The following is a 24283-nucleotide window of genomic DNA, read 5'->3' on the forward strand; positions in this document are numbered from 1 at the left end:
CGGAAAAGCTCCCTTCTCGCAACATTTTTAAACGCTGCATTTGCTGGGGACGTTTCGCCAACAAGGTCGGCTCCCCACAAATACAGAATTTACCGTGTATATTTTTCCAGTGTTTCCCGCACTGCTCCTTTTCCTTTGACCATCTCTGCGAAGTACTGGCACACAAGGTCTGCGAGCCCTGCCTCGTTCAGATCTACTCCGAAGATTTCTTTATCTGTGAGCAGCGGCTGAAGGAGTTCTTTTGCTTTCGCTGCGTCTGTGCCGTCTCCGAGGCGGACAGAAGCTACATAAGGGCATACAGTTTCCAGGAGCGGATCCGGGCTTAATTCAAAATGCTCTCCATTGTCGTCTACTGCCATGAGATAGCGGACCCATCCGGCATAGACGAGGGGGATGCATTTCAGGTCGGATACATCCAGGTTGTCTGAGCGCAGATATGCTTTGACAGTCTCTCCGAATCGGATCGGCAGTTTCTGGGAGGTGTCCGTGGCGATGCGCTGCGGGGTATCCGGCATGAATGGGTTCGGGATACGTACGTTTAATACGGTATCAATGAATTCTTTCGGGTCCAGGATGCCCGGGTCTACGACCACAGGAAGCCCTTCTTTGTAGCCAATCGTCTCCACCAGTTTTTTCAGGACCGGATCTTTCATTTCTTTTGAGATCAGGTCGTATCCGAGCAGGCAGCCGAAGACAGCGAGCGCGGTGTGGAGCGGGTTCAGGCAGGTGCAGACTTTCATTTTTTCTGCCTTGTCCACGGTCTCCCGGTCTGTGAAGATGAAGCCGCCTTTCTCCAGGGCGGGCCTTCCGTTGGGGAAGCTGTCCTCGATCACAAGGTACTGGCTTTCCTCCGCGTTTACAAAAGGAGCCACATAGGTGTTTTTCGATGTGATCACAGGGTCAAGGTTTTCCAGGCCGTCTTTTTTCAGCATCTCTTCCACAGAAGGATCCGGACGCGGCGTGATCTTGTCGATCATCGTCCACGGGAATGACACTTTGGAAGGATCTTCCACATAGGCAAGGAATCCTTTTTCTGCTGTCCCGTTCTCTTCCCAGGCCTTTGCAAAAGCAGTGACCGCGGAGCGGAGTTTGTCTCCGTTGTGGGAGCAGTTGTCCATGCTGATCATGGCGATCGGAGTCCCGCCTGACGCATATCTCGTATGGAGGAGAGAGGCAACCTTTCCGATATAGCTGCACGGTTTCTCAGGACCATTTTCCATGTCTGCGGTCACATCAGCGAGGGGGAGCCCCCTGCCGTCTGTCAGGCTGTAGCCCTTCTCTGTGATCGTGAATGTAGCCATCTGGAGACCAGCATTTGCAAAGATCTCTTTGAGGCGGCTGAACTGAGCTGCGTTCTCGGAGTCGAGGATGAGAGATTCCACTACGCTCCCGACAACAGTCTTTTCGATGTTCCCGTCAGCTTTGAGGGTGACAAGGATGCTTAAGTCGTCGTGGGGATGGTTCATTTTTTCAATGATCTCGTAGTCATATCCCTCCGCTGCGATCAGCCCCCGGTCCAGGTCTCTGCTGTCCAGGAGTTCCTGGACAACATTTGCCTGAAATGCCCGGAAGATGTTCCCGGCACCGAAGTGGATCCAAAATGGATCCTTTTTTGTTTCTTCTGCAACTTTTATACGGTCGAATCCGGGGAGACGGTACCCTGCGGATTCCCATTTTTCACGGTCTTTCAGACCATTTTCATTTAACTGCATCATGTTTTCCTGCCTTTCTTATTTACTTCTGGCTTTTTTCAATGGCTTCCCAGAGTCCGTTGAGGTAAGCAGCGCCGAGCGCGCGGTCATAGAGCCCGTATCCCGGCATGGCGACCTCTCCCCAGATCATGCGTCCGTGATCCGGGCGGATCGGTCCGTCAAACCCGATGTCATACAGCGCCTTCATGATCTCGTACATATCAAAGGAGCCGTCGGATGACAGGTGGGCTGCTTCCTCAAAGTCTGTAGGTGAGTTGAATTTCAGGTTGCGCACGTGTGCGAAATGGATCCTTCCCTTCAGGGAGCGGATCATATCGGGCAGGTCGTTTTCCAGGTTTGTGCCGTAGGAACCGGAGCAGAAGGTGACTCCGTTGTGCGGGTCATCGACCATTTTCATCATCCGCAGGATGTTTTCTTTATTGATGATGATGCGCGGGAGCCCGAATACGCTCCAAGCCGGATCGTCCGGATGGATCGCCATATAAATGTCGTATTCATTGCAGACGGGCATGATCCGTTCCAGGAAATATTTCAGGTTGGCAAAGAGTTTTTCATCGTCGATATCTTTGTACATCTCGAAGAGCTCTTTCACATGTGCCATGCGCTCCGGCTCCCAGCCCGGCATCACAGTGCCGTTCATCTCGCCGGAGATAGAGTCAAACATCTTTTCCGGGTCAAGGGCATCCACTGCCTCCTGTGTGTAGGCGAGGACCGTGGAGCCGTCGGGGCGCTTCCTCGCCAGCTCAGTCCTTGTCCAGTCAAAGACCGGCATGAAATTGTAGCAGACAAGGTGGATGTCTTCTTCGCCCAGGTTTCGGAGCGTCTCGATGTAATTGTCAATATACCGGTCACGGTCAGCGGAGCCTGTTTTTATGGCGTCATGTACGTTTACGCTCTCGATCCCGGCTATATGGAGCCCTGCCGCTGCCACTTCATCCTTCATGGCACGGATGCGCTCCCTGCTCCACACCTCGCCGGGAGCTGTGTCATACAGCGTGGTGATCACGCCGGTGACGCCGGGGATCTGCCTGATCTGCTGTAAGGTAACTGTGTCAAATTTTGAACCGTACCATCTGAGTGTCATTTCCATTTTTGTGTATCTCCTTTCAGGAACTTGGATTTGTGAGATGTCCGTCTGTATGTCAGTGTGATCCGCAGGCGGAAGCTCTTTTTCTGAGATATATTTTATAAAAAAGAGGCTGCGGGAAACAATTGCACAGATTGTTGTATATATTGTAAAAATTGCTCATGACACAGTTGCGCGGGGCGAAAGAAAAGGTTATATTGTACTTTAGAAAAGGAAGGGATGACCAATGAAGAAAAACCTTCAGACAAGATTCAGTACAAGGCAATACATGCTCTCCCGTGATTTTGAGATTTACTATTATAAGGACAGCGCCCTGTCAGGGGTGGACAGCCACACCCATGACTATTATGAGTTTTATTTTTTCCTGGAAGGGGATGTGTCCATCGAGATCGCGGGCAGGGCGTTCCCGCTCCGGTACGGGGATGTCGTCCTGATACCGCCGGGTACGCCGCACAGGCCCTATATCCGCGACAGTAAGACTCCTTACCGCCGCTTTGTATTCTGGGTCACCGGAGAGTATTTGAACCAGATGATGGAGACCTCCGTGGCTTACGGATACCTGATGCAGTATGTCCGGACAAAAGGAGAATATATCTTTCACAATGACCGGGTCGGGTTTAATGAGATACAGACAAAGGTATTCCGTCTGATCGAAGAGACAAGGGGGAACCGATTTGGGAAGGACGCAAGGATCCCACTGTGTGTCAGCGACCTGATCCTGCACCTGAACCGCATCGTCTATGAGCAGAAACACGAGAAGCATCCCCAGGCAGAGCAGGCGCTCTATGAGAGCCTGACAGACTATATCGGGGAACATCTGGACGAAGAATTGTCGCTTGACAGCCTGGCCGGGGAATTCTATGTGAGCAAGTACCACATTGCTCATGTATTTAAAGATCATATCGGCATCTCCATCCACCAGTATATCATGAAAAAGCGGCTGTCCGCATGCCGCGATGCGATCCGGAACGGGACGAAGATCACAGAGGCATATCTGATGTATGGGTTTAAAGATTATTCGGGATTTTACCGGGCATTTAAAAAAGAGTATGGCATGTCGCCGAGGGAGTGGCAGGAGATCAACAGAAAACAGTTTTTGGAGATGTAGAGTGCAGGGAAGGTAAGCGTGAAAGAACAAGTAACCACATTTCGTTGTATTTTTAAAAAGTAATTGCTATAATGACTCCATGCGGGGAGCGCGGCTGGAAATCAGATCGTATAATATACAGTCAGTAGAAAGCAGGTATTCATATATGGGATTTACACATTTTGATGAAAACGGAAAGGCTGTCATGGTGGATGTGACGGACAAGGCGGACACAGTCCGCCAGGCCTGCGCTTCGGGGAAGATCACCGTGAGCCGCGAGGTGTTCAGGGCGATCTGCGAAGGCTCGGTAAGTAAAGGAGATGTGCTGGGAGTGGCTGCCACTGCCGGGATCATGGGCGCGAAGAGGACCTCTGAGCTGATCCCCATGTGCCATATCCTGCCCATCACAAAGTGCAGGGTGGGTTTTGATCTGGATGAGGAAGAATCTGCGGTCTACTGTACGTGTACCGTGAAAGTGACCGGGAAGACCGGAGTAGAGATGGAGGCCCTGACAGGGGTGAGTGTGGCCCTGCTCACGATCTATGATATGTGCAAGGCGATGGACAAGTCGATGGAGATCGGGGAGATCTATCTTGTGAAAAAGACCGGGGGCAAGAGCGGGGAAGTGCACAATGACCTGCATCCCCGCAGCGCCCGGACAGAAGGAGCGGAATAAAATGGAAGGATACAGATGGAAGGCAGCGGTGGTAACGCTGAGCGATAAAGGATATGCCGGTGAGCGGGAAGATAAGAGCGGTCCTCTGATCTGCGAAATGCTCACAGAAGCCGGGTATGATATTCAGAAAACGGTTCTGCTTCCGGATGAAAGAGAAGAAATAAAAAAATGTCTGTGTTCATTATCTGATGTCGACAAGATGGATGTCATTTTCACTACAGGCGGGACCGGATTCGCGCCGAGAGACTGTACGCCTGAGGCGACGCTGGAGGCGGCGGACCGGATCGCGCCGGGGATCGCTGAGGCGATGCGTCTCGCTTCTCTTAAGGTAACGCCAAGAGCAATGTTAAGCCGCGGCGTTTCCGTGATACGCGGGCAGACGCTGATCATCAATCTCCCGGGGAGCCCGAAGGCTGTCAGAGAAAATCTGGAAGCCGTGCTCCCGTCTCTGGACCACGGGCTGGCGATCCTGACAGGAAGAGCAGGAGAATGTGCGCGATGAGAGACCGATTCGGAAGGACAATTGATTATATGCGGGTGTCTGTGACAGACCGCTGCAATCTCCGGTGCGTGTACTGTATGCCGGCGGAGGGTGTCGCGTCTGTGCCCCATGAGCAGATCCTGACTTTTGACGAGATCGCGCGCGTATGCAGGGTCGGCGCGGAGCTGGGGATACGGAGGATAAAACTGACGGGCGGCGAGCCGCTGGTGCGCAGAGGTCTCCCGGAGCTTGTTGGTATGCTGAAGGGGATCACAGGTATTGAACAGGTGACTCTGACAACGAACGGGACACTTTTAAAAGAACAAATAAACGGATTAGTTTCGAATGGGCTTGATGCTGTCAATATCAGTATTGATACCCTGGATCCGGAGAGATACCGGGAGATCACCCGGGGAGGCAGTGTGGAAAAGGCGCTGGAAGGGCTGGATGCAGCTGCGGCAGTCCCCGGCCTTTCGGTCAAAGTAAACTGCGTTCCTTTAAAGGCAACAGGATCAAATTTAAAGGGAACAGGATCAAATGGGACAGAAGATGAAGAGTATATCCGCCTTGCGCTGTTGGCGAAAGAGGGAAAGGCGGATGTGAGGTTTATAGAGATGATGCCCATCGGACTGGGGAAGCACTTCGCGGGACGGGGCGGGGATGAGATCCTTGGTATCCTGGAAAAGGCTTACGGAAAAGCAGAACCCTGTACCGGGCGGCTCGGGAACGGACCGGCGGAATATGTGCAGTTCCCCGGGTTCGGGAAACGCATTGGCTTTATCAGCGCGGTATCCCATCAGTTCTGCGGAGGATGCAACCGCGTCCGCCTTACGTCAGAAGGATATCTGAAGCCTTGCCTTCAGTATGAGAGCGGGACGGACCTGAAAACCCTGCTCCGGGGCGGCGCCGGTGACCCGGAGATAAGGGCTGCGATGGAGAAGGCTTTTTATGAAAAACCGGCGCATCATCAGTTTGGAGTAAACGGGCAGTTTTGGGAAAACAGTCAGGGGAAAAGCTGCGCAGAAGAGACGCTGGAGACGAAAGAAATGTCCAGGATCGGAGGTTAGGACATCGATGGGAAGAGTAATGGCAGTCTGTACGAGCCCGGCAAAGGGCACACAGAAACAAAATGCAGGCGAAGGTATTTTTATCGAAGACTATGGGATTCAGGGGGATGCCCATGCAGGGAAGTGGCACCGCCAGGTCAGCCTTCTCTCCTATGAGAAGATCCAGGGATTCCGGGAGAGAGGGGCGGAAGTGGAGGACGGAGCGTTCGGCGAGAACCTGGTGGTGAAGGAGATTGATTTCCGCTCGCTGCCGGTGGGCACGCGGCTGTCCTGCGGTGATGTTGTGCTGGAGATCACCCAGATCGGCAAAGAATGCCATCACGGATGCCAGATCTTTCAGAAGATGGGAGAATGTATCATGCCGAGGGAAGGCGTCTTCGCGCGGGTGATCCGGGGCGGGACGATCCGTACAGGCGATGACATGAAGGTGGAGCAAAATGATGAAAAGCAGAGTTTTTCGTAAAGCAGGACTTCTTCTGGCGGCAGTGCCGTGCGCAGCCTTTCTGCTCACCGCGTGCTCCGGGCAGGCGGAAGAGACAGGGGCTGAGCTGGCGGAAGAGGAAGCGCGCAATGACCCTGAGGACGGAGAATATATCTTTCAGGATGTAGAGGGAAATGAATATGAGGCGCCGCTGCTCCCGGATGTGCCGAAGTGCACGTATGACCTCACGAAGATCCGGACAGACGAAGAGACCGGGCGCAAGAGCTTCCATGATGAGGAAAATGGAGTGACCGCCCGGTTCGGGATCGATGTGTCCGAGTTCCAGGGCGAGGAGATCGACTGGGAACAGGTGAAGGAAAGCGGAGTGGAGTTTGTGATCATCCGGCTCGGCTACCGGGCGTACGGGGATACGGGTGCGCTTGTCATGGACGCGATGTACGAGCAGAATATGAAAGGCGCTCTGGATGCCGGCCTGGATGTGGGGGTGTACTTTTTCTCCCAGGCAGTGAGCGGCGCTGAGGCAGTGGAAGAGGCGGAATTTGTCCTTGAGAATATAAAGCCTTATGAGATCACCGGGCCGGTCGTCTATGATACAGAGGAGATCAAATGGGACACCGCCCGGACGGACAGCAACACGTATAAAGAGTTTACCAATTTCTGTAAGGTCTTCTGCGATACCGTGGAGCAGAAAGGGTATGACGCCATGATCTATTCCAATATGAAGTGGATGGCATTTACCCTTGATATGGAAGAGCTTACGGAGTATGATTTCTGGTATGCGGATTATCATGAGATTCCCCAGTGCCCGTATGATTACAAGATCTGGCAGTACAGCGAGACAGGGGCAGTGCCGGGGATCAATGCAAATGTAGACCTGAACCTTTGGTTCGAAAAGGAAAACGCACAGGAGGAAGCGCATGAAGTGGAATAAATACCGATTAAAAACGACAACCGAAGCGGAGGATATCGTGAGCAGCATGCTCATGGATCTGGGCATACAGGGAGTGGAGATCGAGGACAAGGTCCCCCTCACCCAGTCGGACAAGGAGCAGATGTTCGTGGATATCCTGCCTGAGATCGAGGCAGATGACGGAGTGGCTTATCTGAGCTTTTATCTGGAACCTGAGGAGGACCAGGAAAAGATCCTGGCGGACGTCCGCCGGGAACTGGAAGCGATGTCCGCCTATGTGGATGTGGGAGAGTGCCTGATCGAAGAGTCCGAGACAGAGGACGTGGACTGGGTGAACAACTGGAAGCAGTATTTCCACCAGTTTTACGTAGATGATATCCTGATCATCCCGTCATGGGAGGATGTAAAGCCGGAGGATGAGGATAAGATGGTCATCCATATCGATCCGGGCACTGCGTTCGGCACCGGGATGCATGAGACGACCCAGCTCTGTATCCGCCAGATCAGGAAGTACACAACACCGGAAACAAGGATCCTAGACGTGGGATGCGGGAGCGGGATCCTGGGCATGCTGGCGCTGAAGTTCGGGGCGGCGTATTCTGTCGGGACGGACCTGGATCCGTGCGCCATCGACGCTACCCATGAGAACATGGAAGTGAACGGCATCCCGAAAGAGAAGTATGAGGTAATGATCGGGAACCTCATTGACGACAAGGCAGTGCAGGATAAAGTGGGATACGGATGCTATGATATCGTGGCGGCGAATATCCTGGCGGATGTCCTTGTGGAGCTGACGCCGGTCATTGTGGATCAGTTAAAGCCGGGCGGGATCTATATCACCAGCGGGATCATCGATGACAAAGAGCAGACGGTCGTGGACGCGGTAAAGGCGGCAGGATTGGAAGTGCTGGATGTGACATACCAGGGCGAATGGGTCTGCGTGACTGCGCGCAAGCCGGACGCCGGGAAGCAGGCGTGACAGAGGCACCCGGAAAGGAAATCCGGGCAGCGCTTTTGTGACAGAAAAAGAGAAGGAGAAGGAACAGAAGGATGCAGCAGTTCTTTGCAGAACCATCATGGATCAGAGAAAATAAAATCTACATGCAGGGCGCGGATGTGAATCATATCAAAAATGTGCTCCGCATGAAGCCCGGAGAGGACGTGCGGGTGGGCGACGGCAGGGGAAAGACCTATCTCTGCTGTATCCATTCGTATGAGGAGCAGACAGCGGTGCTCGATATCCTCAAAGAGCTGGCTTCCGATACAGAGCTTCCCTCCAGGATCGTCCTGTTCCAGGGGCTGCCCAAAGGGGACAAGATGGAGTGGATCGTGCAGAAGGCGGTGGAGCTGGGGGCGTACCGCATTGTCCCCTTTGCGGCGAAACGCTCCGTGGTGAGGCTGGATGAGAAAAAAGCGGAAAAGAAGCAGGCACGGTGGCAGCTGATCGCAAAAGGGGCGGCAGAGCAGTCCGGGCGCGGTATCATTCCTGAGGTCGGCGTGGTCTGCAGTTTTGCGGAAGCACTCAGGATGGCAGGGGAGCTGGATGTGGTACTCATCCCCTATGAGCTGGAAGAAGGGATGAAGGAGACAGCGCGCATCCTGGAAGGGATCACTCCCGGGCAGTCTGTGGGGATCTTCATCGGGCCGGAGGGCGGATTCGAGGAAGAGGAAGTAGAGCAGGCGAAAAGGGCAGGAGCCCATGCCGTCACTCTCGGGAAGCGGATCCTGCGGACAGAGACCGCAGGGCTTACCGCGCTGTCCATACTGATGTATCATCTGGAAAGCCGGGCTGCCGGAGCGCCGGAGAGCTGAACAGGCCGGCGGCACATGCGCGGAGCCTGTGCATAATTTATATAGTAAGAAAAGAGTAAAGGAAAGGGAAAATGGAAGTTTATCTGGACAATTCCGCCACGACCATGTGTTATCCGGAAGTGGGGGAACTGGTATATAAAGTCATGTGCCGGGATTACGGCAACCCGTCCTCCCTGTACAGGAAAGGCGTGGAGGCGGAACACTATATCCGGGAAGCGAAGGAGACGATCGCAAAGCTTTTGAAAGTGAATGCGAAAGAGCTCTTCTTTACCTCGGGCGGCACGGAGAGCGACAACCTGGCTCTCATCGGATGCGTCCGGGCGAACCGGCGAAGGGGGAACCATCTGATCACCTCGTCCATCGAGCATCCCGCGATCCTCAATACCATGCGCTATCTGGAGGAAGAAGAGGGATTCCGCGTGACCTATCTCCCGGTGGACGGGGAGGGGCGCATCCGTCTCGATGCTTTAAAGGAAGCGCTGTGCCCGGAGACGATCCTTGTATCTGTGATGTATGTGAACAATGAGGTCGGGACCGTGCAGCCCATCCAGGAGGCAGTGCAGATCACGAAGCGGTACAATTCTTCCATCCTGTTCCACACAGATGCGGTACAGGGATTTGGGAAATACCGCATCTATCCGAAGCGGATGGGCATTGACCTGCTCTCTGCCAGCGGGCATAAGATCCACGGGCCAAAAGGCGTGGGCTTCCTCTATGTCGACAGCCGGGTGAAGATCCATCCGATCCTGTTCGGGGGCGGGCAGCAGAAGGACCTGCGCTCCGGCACGGAGAATGTGCCCGGGATCGCGGGGCTGGGCCTTGCGTCGAAGATGATCTATCAGGACCTTGAGATGAAGACAGCCCTTATGAGAGAACTGAAAGCGCACTTTATCAGAGGACTCGGAGAGATCGGGGATACAACGGTCCACGGCGCGGCTAACGGGGACAGCTCGCCCCATATCATCAGCGTGGGGATCGCAGGTGTGCGCAGCGAAGTCCTGCTGCACACGCTGGAAGACAAAGGGATCTACGTGTCTTCCGGCTCTGCATGCTCCTCCAACCACCCGGCGGTCAGCGGCGTCCTGAAAGCCATCGGGACTCCGAGAGAATACCTGGATGCCACGCTGAGGTTCAGCATGTCGGAGTTCACCACAAAAGAAGAAATTGACTACACGCTGGAAACACTATATAATTGTATACCGATGCTTCGGAAATTTACACGGCGCTGACGCGCTGAGAAAAGCCGCAGCCGGGCGGAGCGCGGGTATCTGCGCGGGAAATGTCCCGGACCGGCCGGAAAAAGGAGAATACCATGACGTTTCATTCATTTTTGATCAAATATGGGGAGATCGGGATAAAGGGGAAAAACCGGTATATGTTCGAGGACGCTCTTGTGCGCCAGATCCGGTACGCCCTTAAGGATGTGGAAGGAGAGTTCCTTGTCCACAAATGCCACGGAAGGGTCTATGTAGACTGCGAAGGCGAGTACGACTACGAAGAGACAATAGAAAGCCTGAAAAAAGTGTTCGGTATCGTGGGGATCTGCCCGGTCGTGAGAAAGCCGGTCAAAGAGCTGGAAGAGCTGAAAAAAGACGTGGTCGTCTACATGGGGGAGATGTATCCCGAGGGCGATAAGACATTTAAAGTGGAGGCCCGGCGCGCGAACAAGCGGTATCCGGTAAACTCCATGGAGATCAACTGTGCGCTCGGCGAGGCAGTGCTGGACGCTTACCCGGAGATGAAGGTGGATGTGCATCACCCGGACGTCCGGCTGAATGTGGAGATCCGCGAGGAGGTCTACCTGTATTCCGAGATCATCCCCGGGCCGGGAGGCATGCCTGTAGGGACAAACGGCAGTGCGATGCTGCTCCTCTCCGGCGGGATCGACAGCCCGGTGGCAGGATATATGATCGCAAAGAGAGGCGTGGAGATCGAGGCGACTTATTTCCATGCGCCGCCGTACACGAGCGAGCGGGCGAAGGAGAAGGTCATCGACCTGGCAAGGCTTGTCTCCGCGTACGCGGGACCGATCAAACTCCACATCGTCAACTTTACGGATATCCAGCTTGCAATCTATGAGAAGTGCCCGCACGATGAGCTGACGATCATCATGCGCCGTTATATGATGCGGATCGCAGAGCAGTTCGCGAAAAAGGACGGCTGCCTGGGGCTGATCACAGGAGAGAGTATCGGACAGGTGGCGAGCCAGACGATGCAGAGCCTGGCAGCGACCAACGCGGTGTGCACGCTTCCTGTCTACCGTCCGCTCATCGGTTTTGACAAGAGGGAGATCGTGGAAATCTCAGAGAAGATCGACACGTACGAGACGTCGATCCAGCCGTTTGAGGACTGCTGTACGATTTTTGTGGCAAAGCATCCTGTGACAAAGCCGAATGTGGAAAGGATCGAGAAGTCAGAACTGAACCTGTCGGAGAATATCGAAGAGCTTGTGAAGACAGCGGTTGAGACAGCGGAAGTGATCACAGTAGGAAAATAGCCGCCGTACAGCCGGAATGACAGAAACAAAAAGAGCTGCCTCGGATCGAGACAGCTCTTTCATAAGTAAATGATATGTCTGATTATTTGATGATGTACGGATCAAGTGCGGCAAGAATGTCATCGATGTTCCCGTCTGCATGGATGTTGAGATCGATCGGCTTGGAAAGATCCAGGCTGAAGATTCCCATGATGGATTTGGCATCTATAACATATCTTCCGGATACTAAATCGAAGTCATTGTCATACTTTGTAATTTCGTTTACAAAAGATTTTACTTTGTCGATTGAATTTAATGAAATCTGTACTGTTTTCATTGGAATAGCCCTCCTTGAATCATAAATTATAAGGTATCAAACCTCATGTATATTCTAGGGGATGCCAGTGGAAAAGTCAAGTGACACATAGGAAAAAAGAGGTAAATTCAGAATGAAAAAAGCAGCGCTCCACAACCTGGGATGTAAAGTAAACGCATATGAGACAGAAGCAATGCAGGAAATGCTCGAACAGGCGGGCTATGAGATCGTTCCTTTTAAAGAAGGGGCGGATGTCTATGTCATCAATACCTGTACGGTGACGAATATCGCAGACCGCAAATCCCGCCAGATGCTCCACCGCGCCCGGAAAATGAACCCGGAGGCAGTGGTCGTGGCAGCAGGGTGTTATGTGCAGGCAAAGGGCGGGCAGGAGGCGGATCCCTGCATTGACATTGTGATCGGCAATAACCACAAAAAAGACCTGGTCAGGATCCTTAAGGAGTATGAAGAAAACAGAGAAAAGGACCGCGCCGGCGGGAACGGGAGAGAGCGTGCGGGCGCCCGTGCGGCCGGCGAGATCGGGGATATCAACCGGACAAAAGAATACGAATCCCTTCATCTCACCCGTACAGGCGAACACACCCGGGCTTATATCAAGGTACAGGACGGCTGCAACCAGTTCTGCACCTACTGCATCATCCCCTATGCGAGAGGCCGTGTGCGCAGCAGGGAGATGCAGGATGTGGTGCAGGAGGTGAGGACCCTGGCTGACAATGGCTATCAGGAAGTCGTGCTCACAGGCATCCATCTGAGCTCCTACGGCATTGATTTCGACGGGCAGAGGCATCTGTCTGACCTGATCCGCGCGGTCCATGAGATCGAAGGGATCCGGCGGATCCGGCTGGGATCCCTGGAACCGGGGATCGTGACAGAAGAATTCGCCGGGACGCTCGCCGCTATGCCAAAGATCTGCCCCCACTTCCACCTCTCTCTCCAGAGCGGGTGCGATGCGACCCTGAAGCGGATGAACCGGCGGTATACGAGTGAGGAGTACTATGAGAAATGCAGGATCCTCAGAAAGTATTTTGATGACCCTGCCTTTACGACAGATGTGATCGTGGGCTTCCCGGGAGAGACGGAAGAGGACTTCCAGGCGTCCTTTGACTTTGTGGACAAGGTGGATTTCTACGAGACACATATATTCAAATACTCAAAAAGAGAGGGCACTAAAGCGGCTTCCATGCCGGACCAGGTGGATGAGCAGGTCAAGGCGGAGAGGAGCGCGCGCCTGATCGCGCTGGGCGAAAAGAAGAGGAAAGCTTATGAGGAACGCTTCATCGGAAAGACCGTGGAAGTGCTCGTGGAAGAGGACGCGGTCATTGACGGAAAGAAGGTCCAGACAGGGCATACAAAGGAGTATATTAAAATTGCACTAGACGCACAGGAAAATCTCCGCAATTGTATCGTAAACGTTCAAATTGATAATGGCTCACAAATTATACATTGAATTTTAAAAGGGATTATATTAGAATTGTAAATAGGGATTCTGGGTCTTCCCAGAGGATACAGGCGGCGTCAGGCAGCGCCTGCAGAAGCCTGTGATAAAAGGAACATACAGAAAAGGAGGAGCATCAGGATGAGTGATTTAGGCAACACACAGTTCTTTCAGGTAGAGCCCGGACCGCAGATCTCGGCAAAGGATATCCTTGAGATCGTGTTCAAGGCGCTGAAAGAAAAAGGATACAATCCGGTCAATCAGATCGTTGGATATATTATGTCAGGGGATCCCACATACATCACCAGCTATAACGGGGCAAGGAGCCTTGTGATGAAGGTGGAGAGGGATGAGCTCGTAGAAGAGATGTTAAAAGCGTATATTGAGCATAATTCCTGGGAATAATCAGCTATGAGGATCATGGGACTTGATTACGGGACTAAGACGGTCGGTGTCGCTGTCAGCGACCCCCTCGGCCTTACAGCCCAGGCGATAGAGACGATCGGACGGAAAGAAGAGAACAAGCTCAGGCGGACCTGCGCGCGCATCGAGGAGCTGATCGGACAGTATGGCGTGGACAGGATCGTGCTCGGATTTCCGAAACATATGAACAATGATATCGGGGAGCGCGCTGAGAAGTCGCTGGAATTCCGGGACATGCTCCACCGCAGGACCGGGCTTGAAGTCATCATGTGGGATGAGCGCCTGACGACTGTGGAGGCGGAGCGGACCCTGATCGAGAGCGGAGTGCGGCGGGAGAACCGCAAGAAGCACATCGATCAGATCGCGGCGGTATTCATCCTTCAGGGCTATCTGGACTACCTTCACCTGAAGAAAGCGGAAGAGCGGGCGGCGGAGTAGGCGCAGGACAAGAATAAGGGGCGTTTTTTATGGGAAAAATAAGATTTGCATTCGCGGACGGGAGCGGGGAAGACGAGTTTTTTGTGCTGGAAGAAACGATGATAAACGGAAGTACATATCTGCTCGTCACGGACTCCGAGGAGGATGATGCGGAGTGTCTGATCCTGAAGGAGACAGAAGGACCTGTGCCCGGGGACAGTGTCTATGAGATAGTGGAAGACGAAACAGAACTTCTGGCAGTGTCAAAAGTGTTCGAAGAGCTGCTGGAGGATGTAAGTATAGAAATGTAACATATTGAGGGGACACGGATGGAACAGAAAAAGACAGAGGATCTGCTCAGGCGGAAACTCAGGGAGAAAGGGCTAAAGGTCACGCACCAGAGGCTCCTGATCCTCTCTGTACTGGAGCAGAACAGCGGCAGGCATATGGCGGCGGAGGATATCTATGGGCTTGTGACGGAAGAACATCCCGAGATCGGGCTGGCGACAGTGTACCGGACACTCCAGCTTCTCTGGGATATGCAGCTCGTAGACCGGATCAACCTGGATGACGGCTGTGTGCGCTATGAGATCGGCCATCTGCTGACGGACGAGACAAAACACAACCATCACCATCTCATATGCAGGAAATGCGGCAGAGTGATCCCTTTCGATGCGGATCTCCTGGATGAGCTCGAGGACCATATCGAAGAAGCTGCAGGATTCCATGTACAGGACCATGAAGTGAAGTTTTACGGCCTGTGCAGTGACTGTATGAAAAGTGAGAAGAGCGGCTGCTGATCCTGCTGTTCTTTTTGTGCCCGGAAGTAAAGAAATACATAAAAATAATATGGAGGTGTTTATTTTTTGAAGAAAGAGAAAAAAGGAAAACTGCGTATCATACCGCTGGGCGGCCTTGAGCAGATCGGTATGAACATCACTGCCTTTGAGTACGAAGACAGTATTGTTGTCGTGGACTGCGGACTTGCCTTCCCGGAGGATGATATGCTGGGGATCGATCTTGTGATCCCGGATGTCACATATTTAAGGGACAATGCTTCCAAGGTCAAGGGCTTTGTCATCACCCACGGACATGAGGACCACATTGGCGCCCTGCCGTATGTGCTCAAAGAGATCAATCTTCCGATCTATACGACAAAGCTGACGATGGGGATCATTGAGAATAAATTAAAGGAACACAATCTCCTGCGCAGTACAAAGCGCAAGGTCGTGCAGCACGGACAGTCCATCAACCTGGGGAAATTCAGGATCGAGTTTATCAAGACAAACCACAGTATCCAGGACGCTTCCGCGCTTGCGATCTATTCTCCCGCGGGGGTGGTCGTGCACACCGGGGACTTTAAGGTGGATTACACGCCGGTATTCGGGGATGCCATTGACCTTCAGAGATTTGCCGAGATCGGGAAGAGGGGCGTGCTGGCGCTCATGTCTGACAGTACGAACGCGGAGAGGCGCGGGTTCACCCAGTCTGAGAGGACAGTGGGGATCACATTTGACCACATTTTCGCGGAGCACCAGAATACTCGTCTGATCATCGCCACATTTGCATCAAACGTGGACCGTGTGCAGCAGATCATCAACTCTGCTTACAAATACAGGAGAAAAGTCGTGGTGGAAGGCAGGAGCATGGTAAATATCATCTCCATTGCCTCTGAGCTGGGGTATCTCCATCTGCCGGAGAACACGCTGATCGAGATCGACGAGATGAAGAATTATCCGCCGGAGAAGATGGTGCTCATCACCACGGGAAGCCAGGGAGAGTCCATGGCAGCCCTCTCCAGGATGGCGGCGGACGTGCACCGCAAGGTTACGATCCAGCCGAACGACACGATCATTTTCAGCTCCAACCCGATCCCGGGCAATGAGAAATCCGTTTCCCGCGTGATCAATGAGCTGTCCGCAAAAGGCGCGGAAGTCATCTTCCAGGACACCCATGTATCAGGGCATGCCTGCCAGGAAGAGCTGAAGCTGATCTACTCCCTTGTGAAACCGAAGTACGCGATCCCCGTGCATGGCGAGTACCGCCACTTAAAGGCAAACGCGGAAGTGGCGAAATCCCTGGGGATCCCGAAGGAAAACGTATTTATCATCCAGTCAGGGGATGTGCTGGAGCTGGACGATAATTCCGCTAAGATCGTGGATAAGGTGCACACAGGGGCAGTCCTCGTGGACGGTCTCGGCGTCGGCGATGTGGGAAATATCGTGCTCCGCGACAGACAGCATCTCGCGGAAGACGGCATCATTATCGTCGTATTGACGCTGGAGCGCAGGACCAACAGGCTTCTTGCGGGCCCGGATATCGTATCCCGCGGCTTTGTGTATGTGAGAGAGTCCGAACAGCTCATGGAGGACGCGCGGAGAGCAGTGTCCGATGCCCTTGACAAGTGCCTTGGCGGACGCCATACAGACTGGAACAGGATCAAGCTTGTGATCCGCGATGCAATGAATGACTATATCTGGAAAAAGACGAAGAGGAAACCAATGGTGATCCCGATCATCATGGATGTAGATGTGTAAGATATGATAGTAGATGAACGTATCGTTACATTCATCAATTCGCTTGACACAAAGAACAGTGAAATACTGGAGACAGTCGAACGGGAAGCTCTCGCAACCTCCGTGCCCATCATCAGGCGGGAGATGCAGAGCTTCCTCAAGACGCTCCTTCTGATCAAAAAACCTATGCGCATTCTGGAAGTCGGAACTGCCGTAGGTTTCTCTGCGTTATTGATGAGTGAATACGCGCCGGAAGGGTGCAGGATAACAACGATTGAAAATTATGAAAAAAGGATCCCCATTGCCCGGGAAAATTTCCGCCGGGCGGGGAAAGAGGAACAGATCGCCCTCATAGAAGGGGATGCCGCGGAAGTGATGAAGCAGCTGGAAGGTCCCTTTGATTTTATTTTCATGGACGCGGCAAAGGGGCAGTATATCCACTATCTGCCCGAGGCTCTGCGCCTGCTGCCTGAGGGCGGCGTCCTTGTGTCTGACAATGTGATGCAGGACGGGGAGGTGATCGAATCCCGGTTCGCGGTGGAGCGCCGCAACCGGACGATCCACGCCCGCATGAGGGAGTACCTGTACGAGCTGAAGCACAATGACGCTCTGGTGACATCCATCATCCCTCTTGGGGACGGAGTGGCAGTGAGCGTGAAGCAGGTTCCAGAGGCGGGACGAGGCGCCAGGCAGTCTAAGCGGTCTGAGCCGGCTGAGTGCGGAGCAGCGGCAGAGAAAAGAAAAGGACAGGAGGCAGAAAATGGGAAGACATCCTGAATTACTGATCCCGGCGAGCAGCCTGGAAGTTTTAAAAACAGCGGTCATCTTCGGAGCTGACGCTGTCTATATCGGCGGCGAGGCGTTCGGACTGCGGGCAAAGGCGAAGAATTTTTCCATGGAAGAGATGAAGGAAGGGATCGGGTTTGCACATGAGCATGGCGTGAAGGTCTATGTCACGGCAAATATACTGGCCCACAATGACGACCTGCCCGGAGTGCGCGAATACTTTGAAGAGCTGAGAGAAATCAGGCCGGACGCCCTGATCATCGCGGATCCGGGTGTATTTGACATTGCAAAAGAGGTGTGCCCGGAGATCGAGCGCCATATCAGCACCCAGGCGAACAATACCAATTACGGGACCTATAATTTCTGGTACCGTCAGGGCGCCAGCCGGGTCGTGTCCGCAAGGGAGCTGTCCATGAAGGAGATCAAAGAGCTGAGGGCGAACATCCCCGCGGACCTGGAGATCGAAACCTTTGTCCACGGCGCGATGTGCATCTCCTATTCCGGAAGATGCCTTCTGAGCAATTATTTCACCGGGCGCGACGCCAACCGTGGCGCGTGCACCCATCCCTGCCGCTGGAAATACGCGGTGGTGGAAGAGACAAGGCCGGGCGAATATATGCCTGTATACGAAAACGAGCGGGGCACCTATATCTTCAATTCCAAGGACCTGTGCATGATCGAACATATCCCGGAGCTGATCGACGCAGGGATCGACAGCCTGAAGATCGAGGGGCGCATGAAGACAGCGCTCTATGTGGCGACCGTGGCGCGCACATACCGAAAGGCGATCGATGATTACCAGAAAGACCCGGAGCTGTACCGGAAGAATATGCCCTGGTACCTGGATCAGATATCAAACTGTACTTACCGGCAGTTCACCACGGGATTTTTCTTCGGGAAGCCGGACGAGACCACACAGATCTATGACAGCAACACATACAATAAAGAGTACACCTATCTCGGCATTGCCGGAGAGATAAAAGACGGACTCTGCCGGATCGAGCAGCGCAACAAGTTCTCCGTGGGAGAGACGATCGAGATCATGAAGCCCTGCGGGGAGAATGTGGAAGTGGAAGTAAAGCGCATCCTCAATGAAGACGGGGAAGAGCAGGAGAGCGCGCCCCACTCAAAACAGGTGCTGTGGGTAGAACTGAGCAAAACGCCGGAAAAGTACGATATCCTGCGGCGCCGGGAAGGATAGATCAGTATTTGCGGGGGAGCCAGCTGATTGAGTAAATCGGACGAAAACAGTGAAGCGCAGGTGTCGAGGACGTATTCAGCGCGGGGATATGGCTGGCATCGGCTCCGCTCCATGAGGCAGGAAAAACTACGAAATCAGGGAACACGCTAAAACCAGGGATCAGAAGAGAGGAACTCGGCTTCGCCTCAGACAACCCCTCTTCTGATCCCAACGCGTGTCCCCTGATTTCTACTTTTTCCAAGCCTCATTCCGAAGTCGTCTCAACCACCCATATCCCCGCGCTGAAAGGAGTTCGAAAAAGGCGCTCCGCTGTTTTCTGGTTTGTTCAAGCCGGAAGGTCCCCCGGCAAATGCTGCGTTTAAAAACGCAGCGAGAGAGGGGAACTTCTTCGAAAAAAGATACTCCTTCCCCCGACCGGCAGAATTCTATTACAAGAGCGGCGCAGCTTGCCGGGCCAAATCGAACGGCTAACCCTCTCCCGGAAGTCCGCGGCACCTTACGTTCTGGATGAATTTCTGTTCCGCCGATGAAGCTCCCCTTTCACCCACCTTTCGAAATCCTGCATTTGCCTGCGGGGGCCTAGCGATCGGATGCGCGCAGAAAACCGACCCTTTGATGCACCTTTCGCGGCGGACGGGGATATGGCGACGGTGACTTGGAGTAATCTGATGGAAAGACTTAAAAGAATGGGATGCGGCGTTAATTTCAAAGCGGATGCCTGAGCCGCAGGCGAATCTTCCGCTTTGGAATTGTCCTTAGCCGTATCCCATTCTTTTTATGTCTTTCCCAGATTACGGAACCGGAACCTGAGCCATATCCCCGTCCGCCGCGAAAACGTCCTGCATCATATCAGCGGTTTTCGGACGTTTAGCCAACAATTCGGCTCCCCCACAAATACAGATTGACCTCTTAAAAGAAGAACTCTGCCTTTTTATCGGAGCTGCACACTTTTGTGAGCTTTTTCCCCAGGATCCCGAGCTTGATCGAGTTTACCGCGCGGGCTTTCTGGCGGCAGGTGCGCACGCATTTCATGCAGCCGATACACTTTTTGTGGTCGGTCTTTTTCGGGTCGTCAGCCGGGATGGCAGCGGCGGGACAGACTTTGGCACACGCGCCGCACAGGGTGCAGAGGCTTGGGTCTGCTTTGGGAAAGAGGGCTGTCTTTCCGTATTTGCGGTAAGGTGTATTGCCGGGCACATGCAGGTCAAAGCCTTCGAAGGACTCTTCTTTTCTCATCCTGCGGTTCACTTCGAACCCGAATTCTGCCGCCTGTTTCAGGTCGGCTTTGTTCGGACGCCTTGCGCCGATCGATGGCACGATCGAGTGCTCGGTCGGGAAAGCTGCCGCTGCGATCGCTTGAAAGCCTCTTCCTTCCAGCTCTGTTTTCAGCTCCAGGAGCGCGTCTTCGTATTCCCTGCACCCGTATGTGGCGATCAGGACTGCCGGGGTGCCATTTCCTGAAATATTCTGCAGATATTCCATAAAAAGGGCAGGCACGCGTCCGTAGTAGACGGGGATGCCGAATACGGCGAGGTCATTTGCGCCGAATTTCAGGGCGGGCTTTTTTGCTTTGTATACGGAAAGGTCAAAGGATACGGATTTTGCGTCAATACTGCGCGCTGTCTCCATCATGATCTTTCGTGTTGAGCCTGTAGGGCTGAAATAGACAAGCTTCAGTTCGTTGATCTTCATAGATATACTCTCCTTTGTAAGTGATGGATTCATGATAACACATTCTGAAAAGAAATGCACGGATCATGAAAAAGGGATTGTATTATTTGTATTATAGAGTATAATACAAAATGAAGCGGCATAGTTGGTTTTTGTGCAGGAGGATGGATATGATAATCAGGATCGATGTTTCAGGGGATATTCCCATCTATATGCAGCTGCGCAATGAGATCGTCAAAGGGATCGGAAGGGGAGAATTCGCTGACGGGGAGGCGCTTCCCACGGTCCGCCAGCTGGCGGCCGACCTGGGGGTCAATTCTATGACAGTGAGCAAAGCTTATCAGTGCCTGAGGTCAGAGGGGTATATCGAGACTGACAGAAGGCGGGGAGCTGTGGTGCGCCTGCCGGAACGGGACAGCGCGTGTGCGGATCCGGCGTTCTGCGAAAGGCTGGAGAGCGGGCTGGAGCTCCTGAGCGCGGAGGCTAAGATAAAGGGATTTCGAAAAGAAGAATTTATCCGGATGTGCAGCGCAGCATTCGAGGGCGGCCGCGGACTGACGGCGGATGCAGGCTGACGGAGAAGATGGTTCCCTTGGAGGGGGATCTGGAATGAGCGGACAAAGAAGATAACCTGGGAGGAATGGCTTATGATGATGTTCTGGATCTTTTTTATCGTGGATCTTTTTACTATCGGTATTTTTTATGCGGTATACGGTGGAAAGAGGGAGTATTCGGAAGGAATGCTCATGGGAGTGCATATGCCCCGGAGCGCGGCGGAGAGCAGTGAGGTTTCCGGGATCATGAGGCAGTACAGGAAGCGCACAGTGAGGTTCTATCTGTGGAATGGGATCATCAGTGCGGTGATCTGCCTGCTGAATTTCTGGTATATGTCTGTATTTATTGTCGTATGGATACTCTGGCTCATCGAAATATGTGCCGGAGCGATGATCCTGCTTTTTGCGACCCATCGGAAACTGTACGACCTGAAAGTGGAGCGGGACTGGGTCGGGAGCGGGGGAAGCCGCATCATGGCGGCTGACACAAAGATGAGCGCCGGGGCGGGAAAGATGGGCCTGTCCCCCTGGTGGCATGTCCTGTTTGCGGCGATGATCCTGATGCCGTGTCTTATCCCTGATATCAGGACGTTTATCCGGACCTCCGCCGAGGGAGAGATCCTTCTGATGACCTCTCTGGCAGTCTGCCTTGTGTTTGCCGCCCTGCACGCTGTGCTCCGGCGCACAAGGAACAAGGTTTACAGTGAAGACTCCGGACGGAATACCGAGATCAACCGGATGCAGAAAAACGCGTGGTCATGGTCGCTGGCAGGGTGCGGAGCCTTCAATGCCCTGGGATATCTCTATCTGGCAGGCTGTGTGGAAAACGGGAACTGGATCGGCTCATGGGCGTATACGGTCTACTTTATGATCGAGAGTGTTCCGGCGCTCCTCCTGATAGGCGGGATGGTGTACATCCGCTCAAAAAGGGCGAAGCTGCTGGCGGCGGATCCGTCTCCTCTGTATATCGATGATGACGTGTACTGGAAAAACGGCTGGTACAGCAACCCAAATGATAAACGCCTGCTCGTCCAGGACTGGATATGTCCGTGGAATTATACCTCCAATATGGCAAGGCCCGCGGCAAAAGTTTTTCTGGTGCTGACAGTGGTGCTTGTGGCGGGGATCCTTGTCGTGACAGGCACCATGCTCGCCAGATTTGAACTTACGCCCATCGGACTGGAGCTGACGCAGGACGGCGTGGAGATCACATCCGGGTACTCGGACCTGACAGTGGGGTATGAGGATATCCGGGATGTGGGCCTGCGGGAGAAACTGCCGGATGATGATTATAAAAAGGTGAATGGCGGAGATACAGATCAGATGCTGGTAGGGAGATTTAAAGGAAAGGAGACCGGAAACTGCCGGCTGTATCTTTATACGGAATATTCTCCCATACTTGAGATCACGACTGCTGACGGACCGGTCTATGTGAACAGCAGGACAGACGGGGAAGCGGAAAAATGGTATGAAGAGATCCGGGAGATGATTGGAAAAAAGAATCAGTTGTAAAAAACAGACAACCGGAGTATAATACTTGTAGAGTAAATAAGAAAGTCAACCTGGGATGTGCGACAACCCTGTAATTTTGAACCTACATTTGTTTAAACGGGATTCCTATATTTCTGTAATATGTCAGGCCTCCATATGCAGTGGACGACAGAAAAGCAGATGCGGTTGCCCACCTGGCTGCGGCTAGGACTCAAAATACAGGACCGGCATTTTGGGTTACTGCAAAAGATAAAGGCGGTCGTCCTGTACGGCCGCTTTTTTACAATGGCAGAGAGCCACATAAAGCTGCGGAAGTTTTCCGATACGGATACCGTCAGAGCTTCAGAGGGGGTTAGTATGGAAAAGAAGAAACAGGTCAAAGAGCAGGTCATAAAGATTTTAGAGACAGTCAATTCCCACCATACAGGTGCCTATGCGGCTCAGGCTGCCTATTTTTTTGTGCTGTCACTGATCCCTATTTTTCTTCTTTTGATCACAATGGTCCAATATACGGATGTGACTATGTATGACGTGCTCAATGCGATCCTCCCGGTGTTCCCGGACTCAGTCTCCTGGCTGATCAGGAGTATTGTGATCCAGGTTTACAATATATCGGACGGGTTCATTCCGCTTACCGTGATCGTGGCACTCTGGTCTGCAGGAAAAGGCGTACTTTCGGTCACATCAGGGCTGAATTGTATCTACTCAAATACCGAGACAAGGAATTACTTTTACCTGAGGATCAGGGCATCGATCTACACAGTCCTGTTCCTGCTGGCGATCATACTCTCGCTGATCATCTCTGTCTTTGGAAACAGTATCAGCGTGATGGTATATGAGTACATCCCGTTCCTCAGCAAAGTGGTGGATTTTATCATGCGGATCCGCACTTTTGTCACGCTTGTGGTGCTGACGATCTTCTGGGACCTGGTGTACAAATTCCTGCCGAACAGAGGGCACGGAGCGAAGACGACTATGCGCAGGCAGCTGCCGGGAGCGGTGTTTACAGCGTGCGGATGGCTGCTGATCTCGTTTTTCTTCTCTGTGTATCTGGATATTTTTACCGGATTTTCCAATATGTACGGGGGCATGACGACTTTGATCCTGATCCTGCTGTGGCTGTATGTGTGTATGTATATCATCCTGCTGGGAGGGGAGATCAACGCGATCCTGGAAGGATATGGGTACATCGGGAAACGCAGGGTTGACAAACTGAAAACATATGATAAAATGAAAAAGTAATTTTTGAGAAAAGCTATGATCGTGTAAAGTAGAGACCCATTTTCTATCAGAGAGAGAAAATCACCGGCTGCAAGTTTTCTTTAGTTCAGATGGCGATCGAATTTCCCACGTTAGCTGCGCTTTTGAACGGTCCGCAGGGCGGATCAGTAGACTGCGCCGTAGATCGTACGTTACACATACCGAGTGCCCGCGCGTTTTTTGCGTGGGAAACAGGGTGGTACCGCGGGTGATACAGCCTCGTCCCTATTTTCAGGGACGGGGCTTTTTCTATGTCGGGAAAGCTGCGCAGGCAGCCGTGCCGAGGAGCGCAAGTGCCCGGCGGCGGAAGTGCTCAGCAGTGGAAATACCCGGCGGCGGAAGTGCTTAGCAGCGGAAATGCCCGCAGCGCCTGTTCGGTCCGGAAGCGTGCAGAGAGTGTGCAGAGTAGCAGATGTGTATGTACAGACAGATGGGAGTTATA

General features: G+C 53.1%; 26 protein-coding genes, 1 other RNA gene and 1 other annotated feature. Of the genes, 23 read left to right on the forward strand and 4 right to left on the reverse strand.

The features are described from left to right. Positions 1-89 precede the first annotated feature (89 nt). On the reverse strand, positions 90-1712 hold the full coding sequence (locus B5G27_RS14645; protein WP_087179591.1) for a mannitol dehydrogenase family protein: 1623 nt from the start codon (positions 1710-1712) through the stop codon (positions 90-92). A gap of 22 nt (positions 1713-1734) precedes the next feature. Continuing rightward, complete coding sequence (uxuA, locus tag B5G27_RS14650; protein ID WP_087179592.1) at positions 1735-2802, reverse strand: mannonate dehydratase; 1068 nt, start codon at positions 2800-2802, stop codon at positions 1735-1737. A 223-nt stretch (positions 2803-3025) separates the two neighbouring features. Here uxuA and B5G27_RS14655 point away from each other — a divergent pair, with 223 nt between their 5' ends. The 10 genes from B5G27_RS14655 (at position 3026) to thiI (ending at position 11771) form a co-directional block, all read left to right on the forward strand. Then, positions 3026-3907, forward strand: coding sequence for a helix-turn-helix domain-containing protein (locus tag B5G27_RS14655; RefSeq protein WP_087179593.1), 882 nt, complete (start codon positions 3026-3028; stop codon positions 3905-3907). Positions 3908-4052: 145 nt separating this feature from the next. Next, positions 4053-4562 carry a cyclic pyranopterin monophosphate synthase MoaC gene (gene moaC, locus B5G27_RS14660; protein ID WP_087179594.1) on the forward strand — a complete coding sequence of 170 codons (510 nt, stop codon included), beginning with the start codon at positions 4053-4055 and terminating at the stop codon, positions 4560-4562. Position 4563: 1 nt separating this feature from the next. Continuing rightward, positions 4564-5064 (forward strand): MogA/MoaB family molybdenum cofactor biosynthesis protein, encoded by a 501-nt coding sequence (locus tag B5G27_RS14665; RefSeq protein WP_087179595.1) that lies wholly within the window; start codon positions 4564-4566, stop codon positions 5062-5064. Then, entirely contained in the window at positions 5061-6110 is a 1050-nt protein-coding gene (gene moaA / locus B5G27_RS14670) for a GTP 3',8-cyclase MoaA (RefSeq protein WP_087179596.1), read from the forward strand. The genes B5G27_RS14665 and moaA overlap by 4 nt, the downstream gene beginning before the upstream one ends. A gap of 7 nt (positions 6111-6117) precedes the next feature. Continuing rightward, the gene (locus tag B5G27_RS14675; protein WP_087179597.1) at positions 6118-6573 is read left to right on the forward strand and encodes an MOSC domain-containing protein; all 456 of its coding nucleotides are present in this window, start codon (positions 6118-6120) and stop codon (positions 6571-6573) included. Beyond that, a complete protein-coding gene (locus B5G27_RS14680; protein ID WP_087179598.1) occupies positions 6548-7483 on the forward strand; it encodes a glycoside hydrolase family 25 protein in 936 nt (311 codons plus the stop codon). The genes B5G27_RS14675 and B5G27_RS14680 overlap by 26 nt, the downstream gene beginning before the upstream one ends. After that, positions 7470-8441 carry a 50S ribosomal protein L11 methyltransferase gene (gene prmA / locus B5G27_RS14685; RefSeq protein WP_087179599.1) on the forward strand — a complete coding sequence of 324 codons (972 nt, stop codon included), beginning with the start codon at positions 7470-7472 and terminating at the stop codon, positions 8439-8441. Before B5G27_RS14680 ends, prmA begins: the two co-directional genes overlap by 14 nt. Before the next feature lie 71 nt (positions 8442-8512). Further along, a complete protein-coding gene (locus B5G27_RS14690; protein WP_087179600.1) occupies positions 8513-9274 on the forward strand; it encodes a 16S rRNA (uracil(1498)-N(3))-methyltransferase in 762 nt (253 codons plus the stop codon). Between the two features lie 71 nt (positions 9275-9345). Then, positions 9346-10503 carry a cysteine desulfurase family protein gene (locus tag B5G27_RS14695; protein WP_087179601.1) on the forward strand — a complete coding sequence of 386 codons (1158 nt, stop codon included), beginning with the start codon at positions 9346-9348 and terminating at the stop codon, positions 10501-10503. Positions 10504-10586: 83 nt separating this feature from the next. Continuing rightward, positions 10587-11771: a tRNA uracil 4-sulfurtransferase ThiI gene (gene thiI / locus B5G27_RS14700; protein WP_087179602.1), complete on the forward strand. Its 1185-nt coding sequence runs from the start codon at positions 10587-10589 to the stop codon at positions 11769-11771. Between the two features lie 82 nt (positions 11772-11853). On the opposite strand, the gene B5G27_RS14705 is transcribed toward thiI, so the two are convergent. Beyond that, positions 11854-12087 (reverse strand): HPr family phosphocarrier protein, encoded by a 234-nt coding sequence (locus B5G27_RS14705; RefSeq protein WP_087179603.1) that lies wholly within the window; start codon positions 12085-12087, stop codon positions 11854-11856. 112 nt (positions 12088-12199) lie between these two features. Here B5G27_RS14705 and mtaB point away from each other — a divergent pair, with 112 nt between their 5' ends. The 9 genes from mtaB to B5G27_RS16680 all read left to right on the forward strand — a co-directional run bounded on the left by mtaB (position 12200) and on the right by B5G27_RS16680 (position 19587). Further along, positions 12200-13534 carry a tRNA (N(6)-L-threonylcarbamoyladenosine(37)-C(2))-methylthiotransferase MtaB gene (mtaB, locus tag B5G27_RS14710; RefSeq protein ID WP_087179604.1) on the forward strand — a complete coding sequence of 445 codons (1335 nt, stop codon included), beginning with the start codon at positions 12200-12202 and terminating at the stop codon, positions 13532-13534. Between the two features lie 129 nt (positions 13535-13663). Beyond that, positions 13664-13927, forward strand: coding sequence for an IreB family regulatory phosphoprotein (locus B5G27_RS14715; RefSeq protein ID WP_087179605.1), 264 nt, complete (start codon positions 13664-13666; stop codon positions 13925-13927). 6 nt (positions 13928-13933) lie between these two features. Next, positions 13934-14383, forward strand: a complete 450-nt coding sequence (gene ruvX / locus B5G27_RS14720; RefSeq protein ID WP_087179606.1) for a Holliday junction resolvase RuvX — start codon at positions 13934-13936, stop codon at positions 14381-14383. Positions 14384-14412: 29 nt separating this feature from the next. After that, on the forward strand, positions 14413-14673 hold the full coding sequence (locus tag B5G27_RS14725; protein WP_087179607.1) for a DUF1292 domain-containing protein: 261 nt from the start codon (positions 14413-14415) through the stop codon (positions 14671-14673). A gap of 18 nt (positions 14674-14691) precedes the next feature. After that, on the forward strand, positions 14692-15162 hold the full coding sequence (locus B5G27_RS14730) for a Fur family transcriptional regulator (protein WP_087179608.1): 471 nt from the start codon (positions 14692-14694) through the stop codon (positions 15160-15162). A gap of 66 nt (positions 15163-15228) precedes the next feature. Beyond that, positions 15229-16899 carry a ribonuclease J gene (locus B5G27_RS14735; protein ID WP_087179609.1) on the forward strand — a complete coding sequence of 557 codons (1671 nt, stop codon included), beginning with the start codon at positions 15229-15231 and terminating at the stop codon, positions 16897-16899. Between the two features lie 3 nt (positions 16900-16902). Further along, positions 16903-17655, forward strand: coding sequence for an O-methyltransferase (locus B5G27_RS14740; RefSeq protein ID WP_087179610.1), 753 nt, complete (start codon positions 16903-16905; stop codon positions 17653-17655). Beyond that, positions 17639-18865, forward strand: a complete 1227-nt coding sequence (locus B5G27_RS14745; protein WP_087179611.1) for a peptidase U32 family protein — start codon at positions 17639-17641, stop codon at positions 18863-18865. Before B5G27_RS14740 ends, B5G27_RS14745 begins: the two co-directional genes overlap by 17 nt. A 590-nt stretch (positions 18866-19455) precedes the next feature. Continuing rightward, positions 19456-19587, forward strand: a complete 132-nt coding sequence (locus tag B5G27_RS16680; RefSeq protein WP_275533055.1) for a hypothetical protein — start codon at positions 19456-19458, stop codon at positions 19585-19587. 187 nt (positions 19588-19774) lie between these two features. Here the strand turns inward: B5G27_RS16680 and B5G27_RS14750 are convergent, their stop codons facing one another. After that, on the reverse strand, positions 19775-20557 hold the full coding sequence (locus B5G27_RS14750) for an EFR1 family ferrodoxin (RefSeq protein ID WP_087179612.1): 783 nt from the start codon (positions 20555-20557) through the stop codon (positions 19775-19777). 149 nt (positions 20558-20706) lie between these two features. On the opposite strand from B5G27_RS14750, the gene B5G27_RS14755 reads away from it, so the two are divergent. From B5G27_RS14755 to B5G27_RS14770, 4 genes are all read left to right on the forward strand, one after another. After that, positions 20707-21111, forward strand: a complete 405-nt coding sequence (locus B5G27_RS14755) for a GntR family transcriptional regulator (protein WP_087179613.1) — start codon at positions 20707-20709, stop codon at positions 21109-21111. 72 nt (positions 21112-21183) lie between these two features. After that, positions 21184-22602, forward strand: a complete 1419-nt coding sequence (locus tag B5G27_RS14760) for a hypothetical protein (RefSeq protein WP_087179614.1) — start codon at positions 21184-21186, stop codon at positions 22600-22602. Between the two features lie 44 nt (positions 22603-22646). After that, a non-coding RNA gene (gene ssrS / locus B5G27_RS14765) (6S RNA) lies at positions 22647-22824 on the forward strand. Between the two features lie 114 nt (positions 22825-22938). After that, positions 22939-23823, forward strand: coding sequence for a YihY/virulence factor BrkB family protein (locus B5G27_RS14770; protein ID WP_087179629.1), 885 nt, complete (start codon positions 22939-22941; stop codon positions 23821-23823). Positions 23824-23829: 6 nt separating this feature from the next. After that, positions 23830-24071 (forward strand) — a binding site (T-box leader). Positions 24072-24283 lie beyond the last annotated feature (212 nt).

Origin of the sequence: Lachnoclostridium sp. An76, assembly GCF_002161355.1 — a bacterium.
Lineage (GTDB): Bacteria > Bacillota > Clostridia > Lachnospirales > Lachnospiraceae > Mediterraneibacter > Mediterraneibacter caccavium.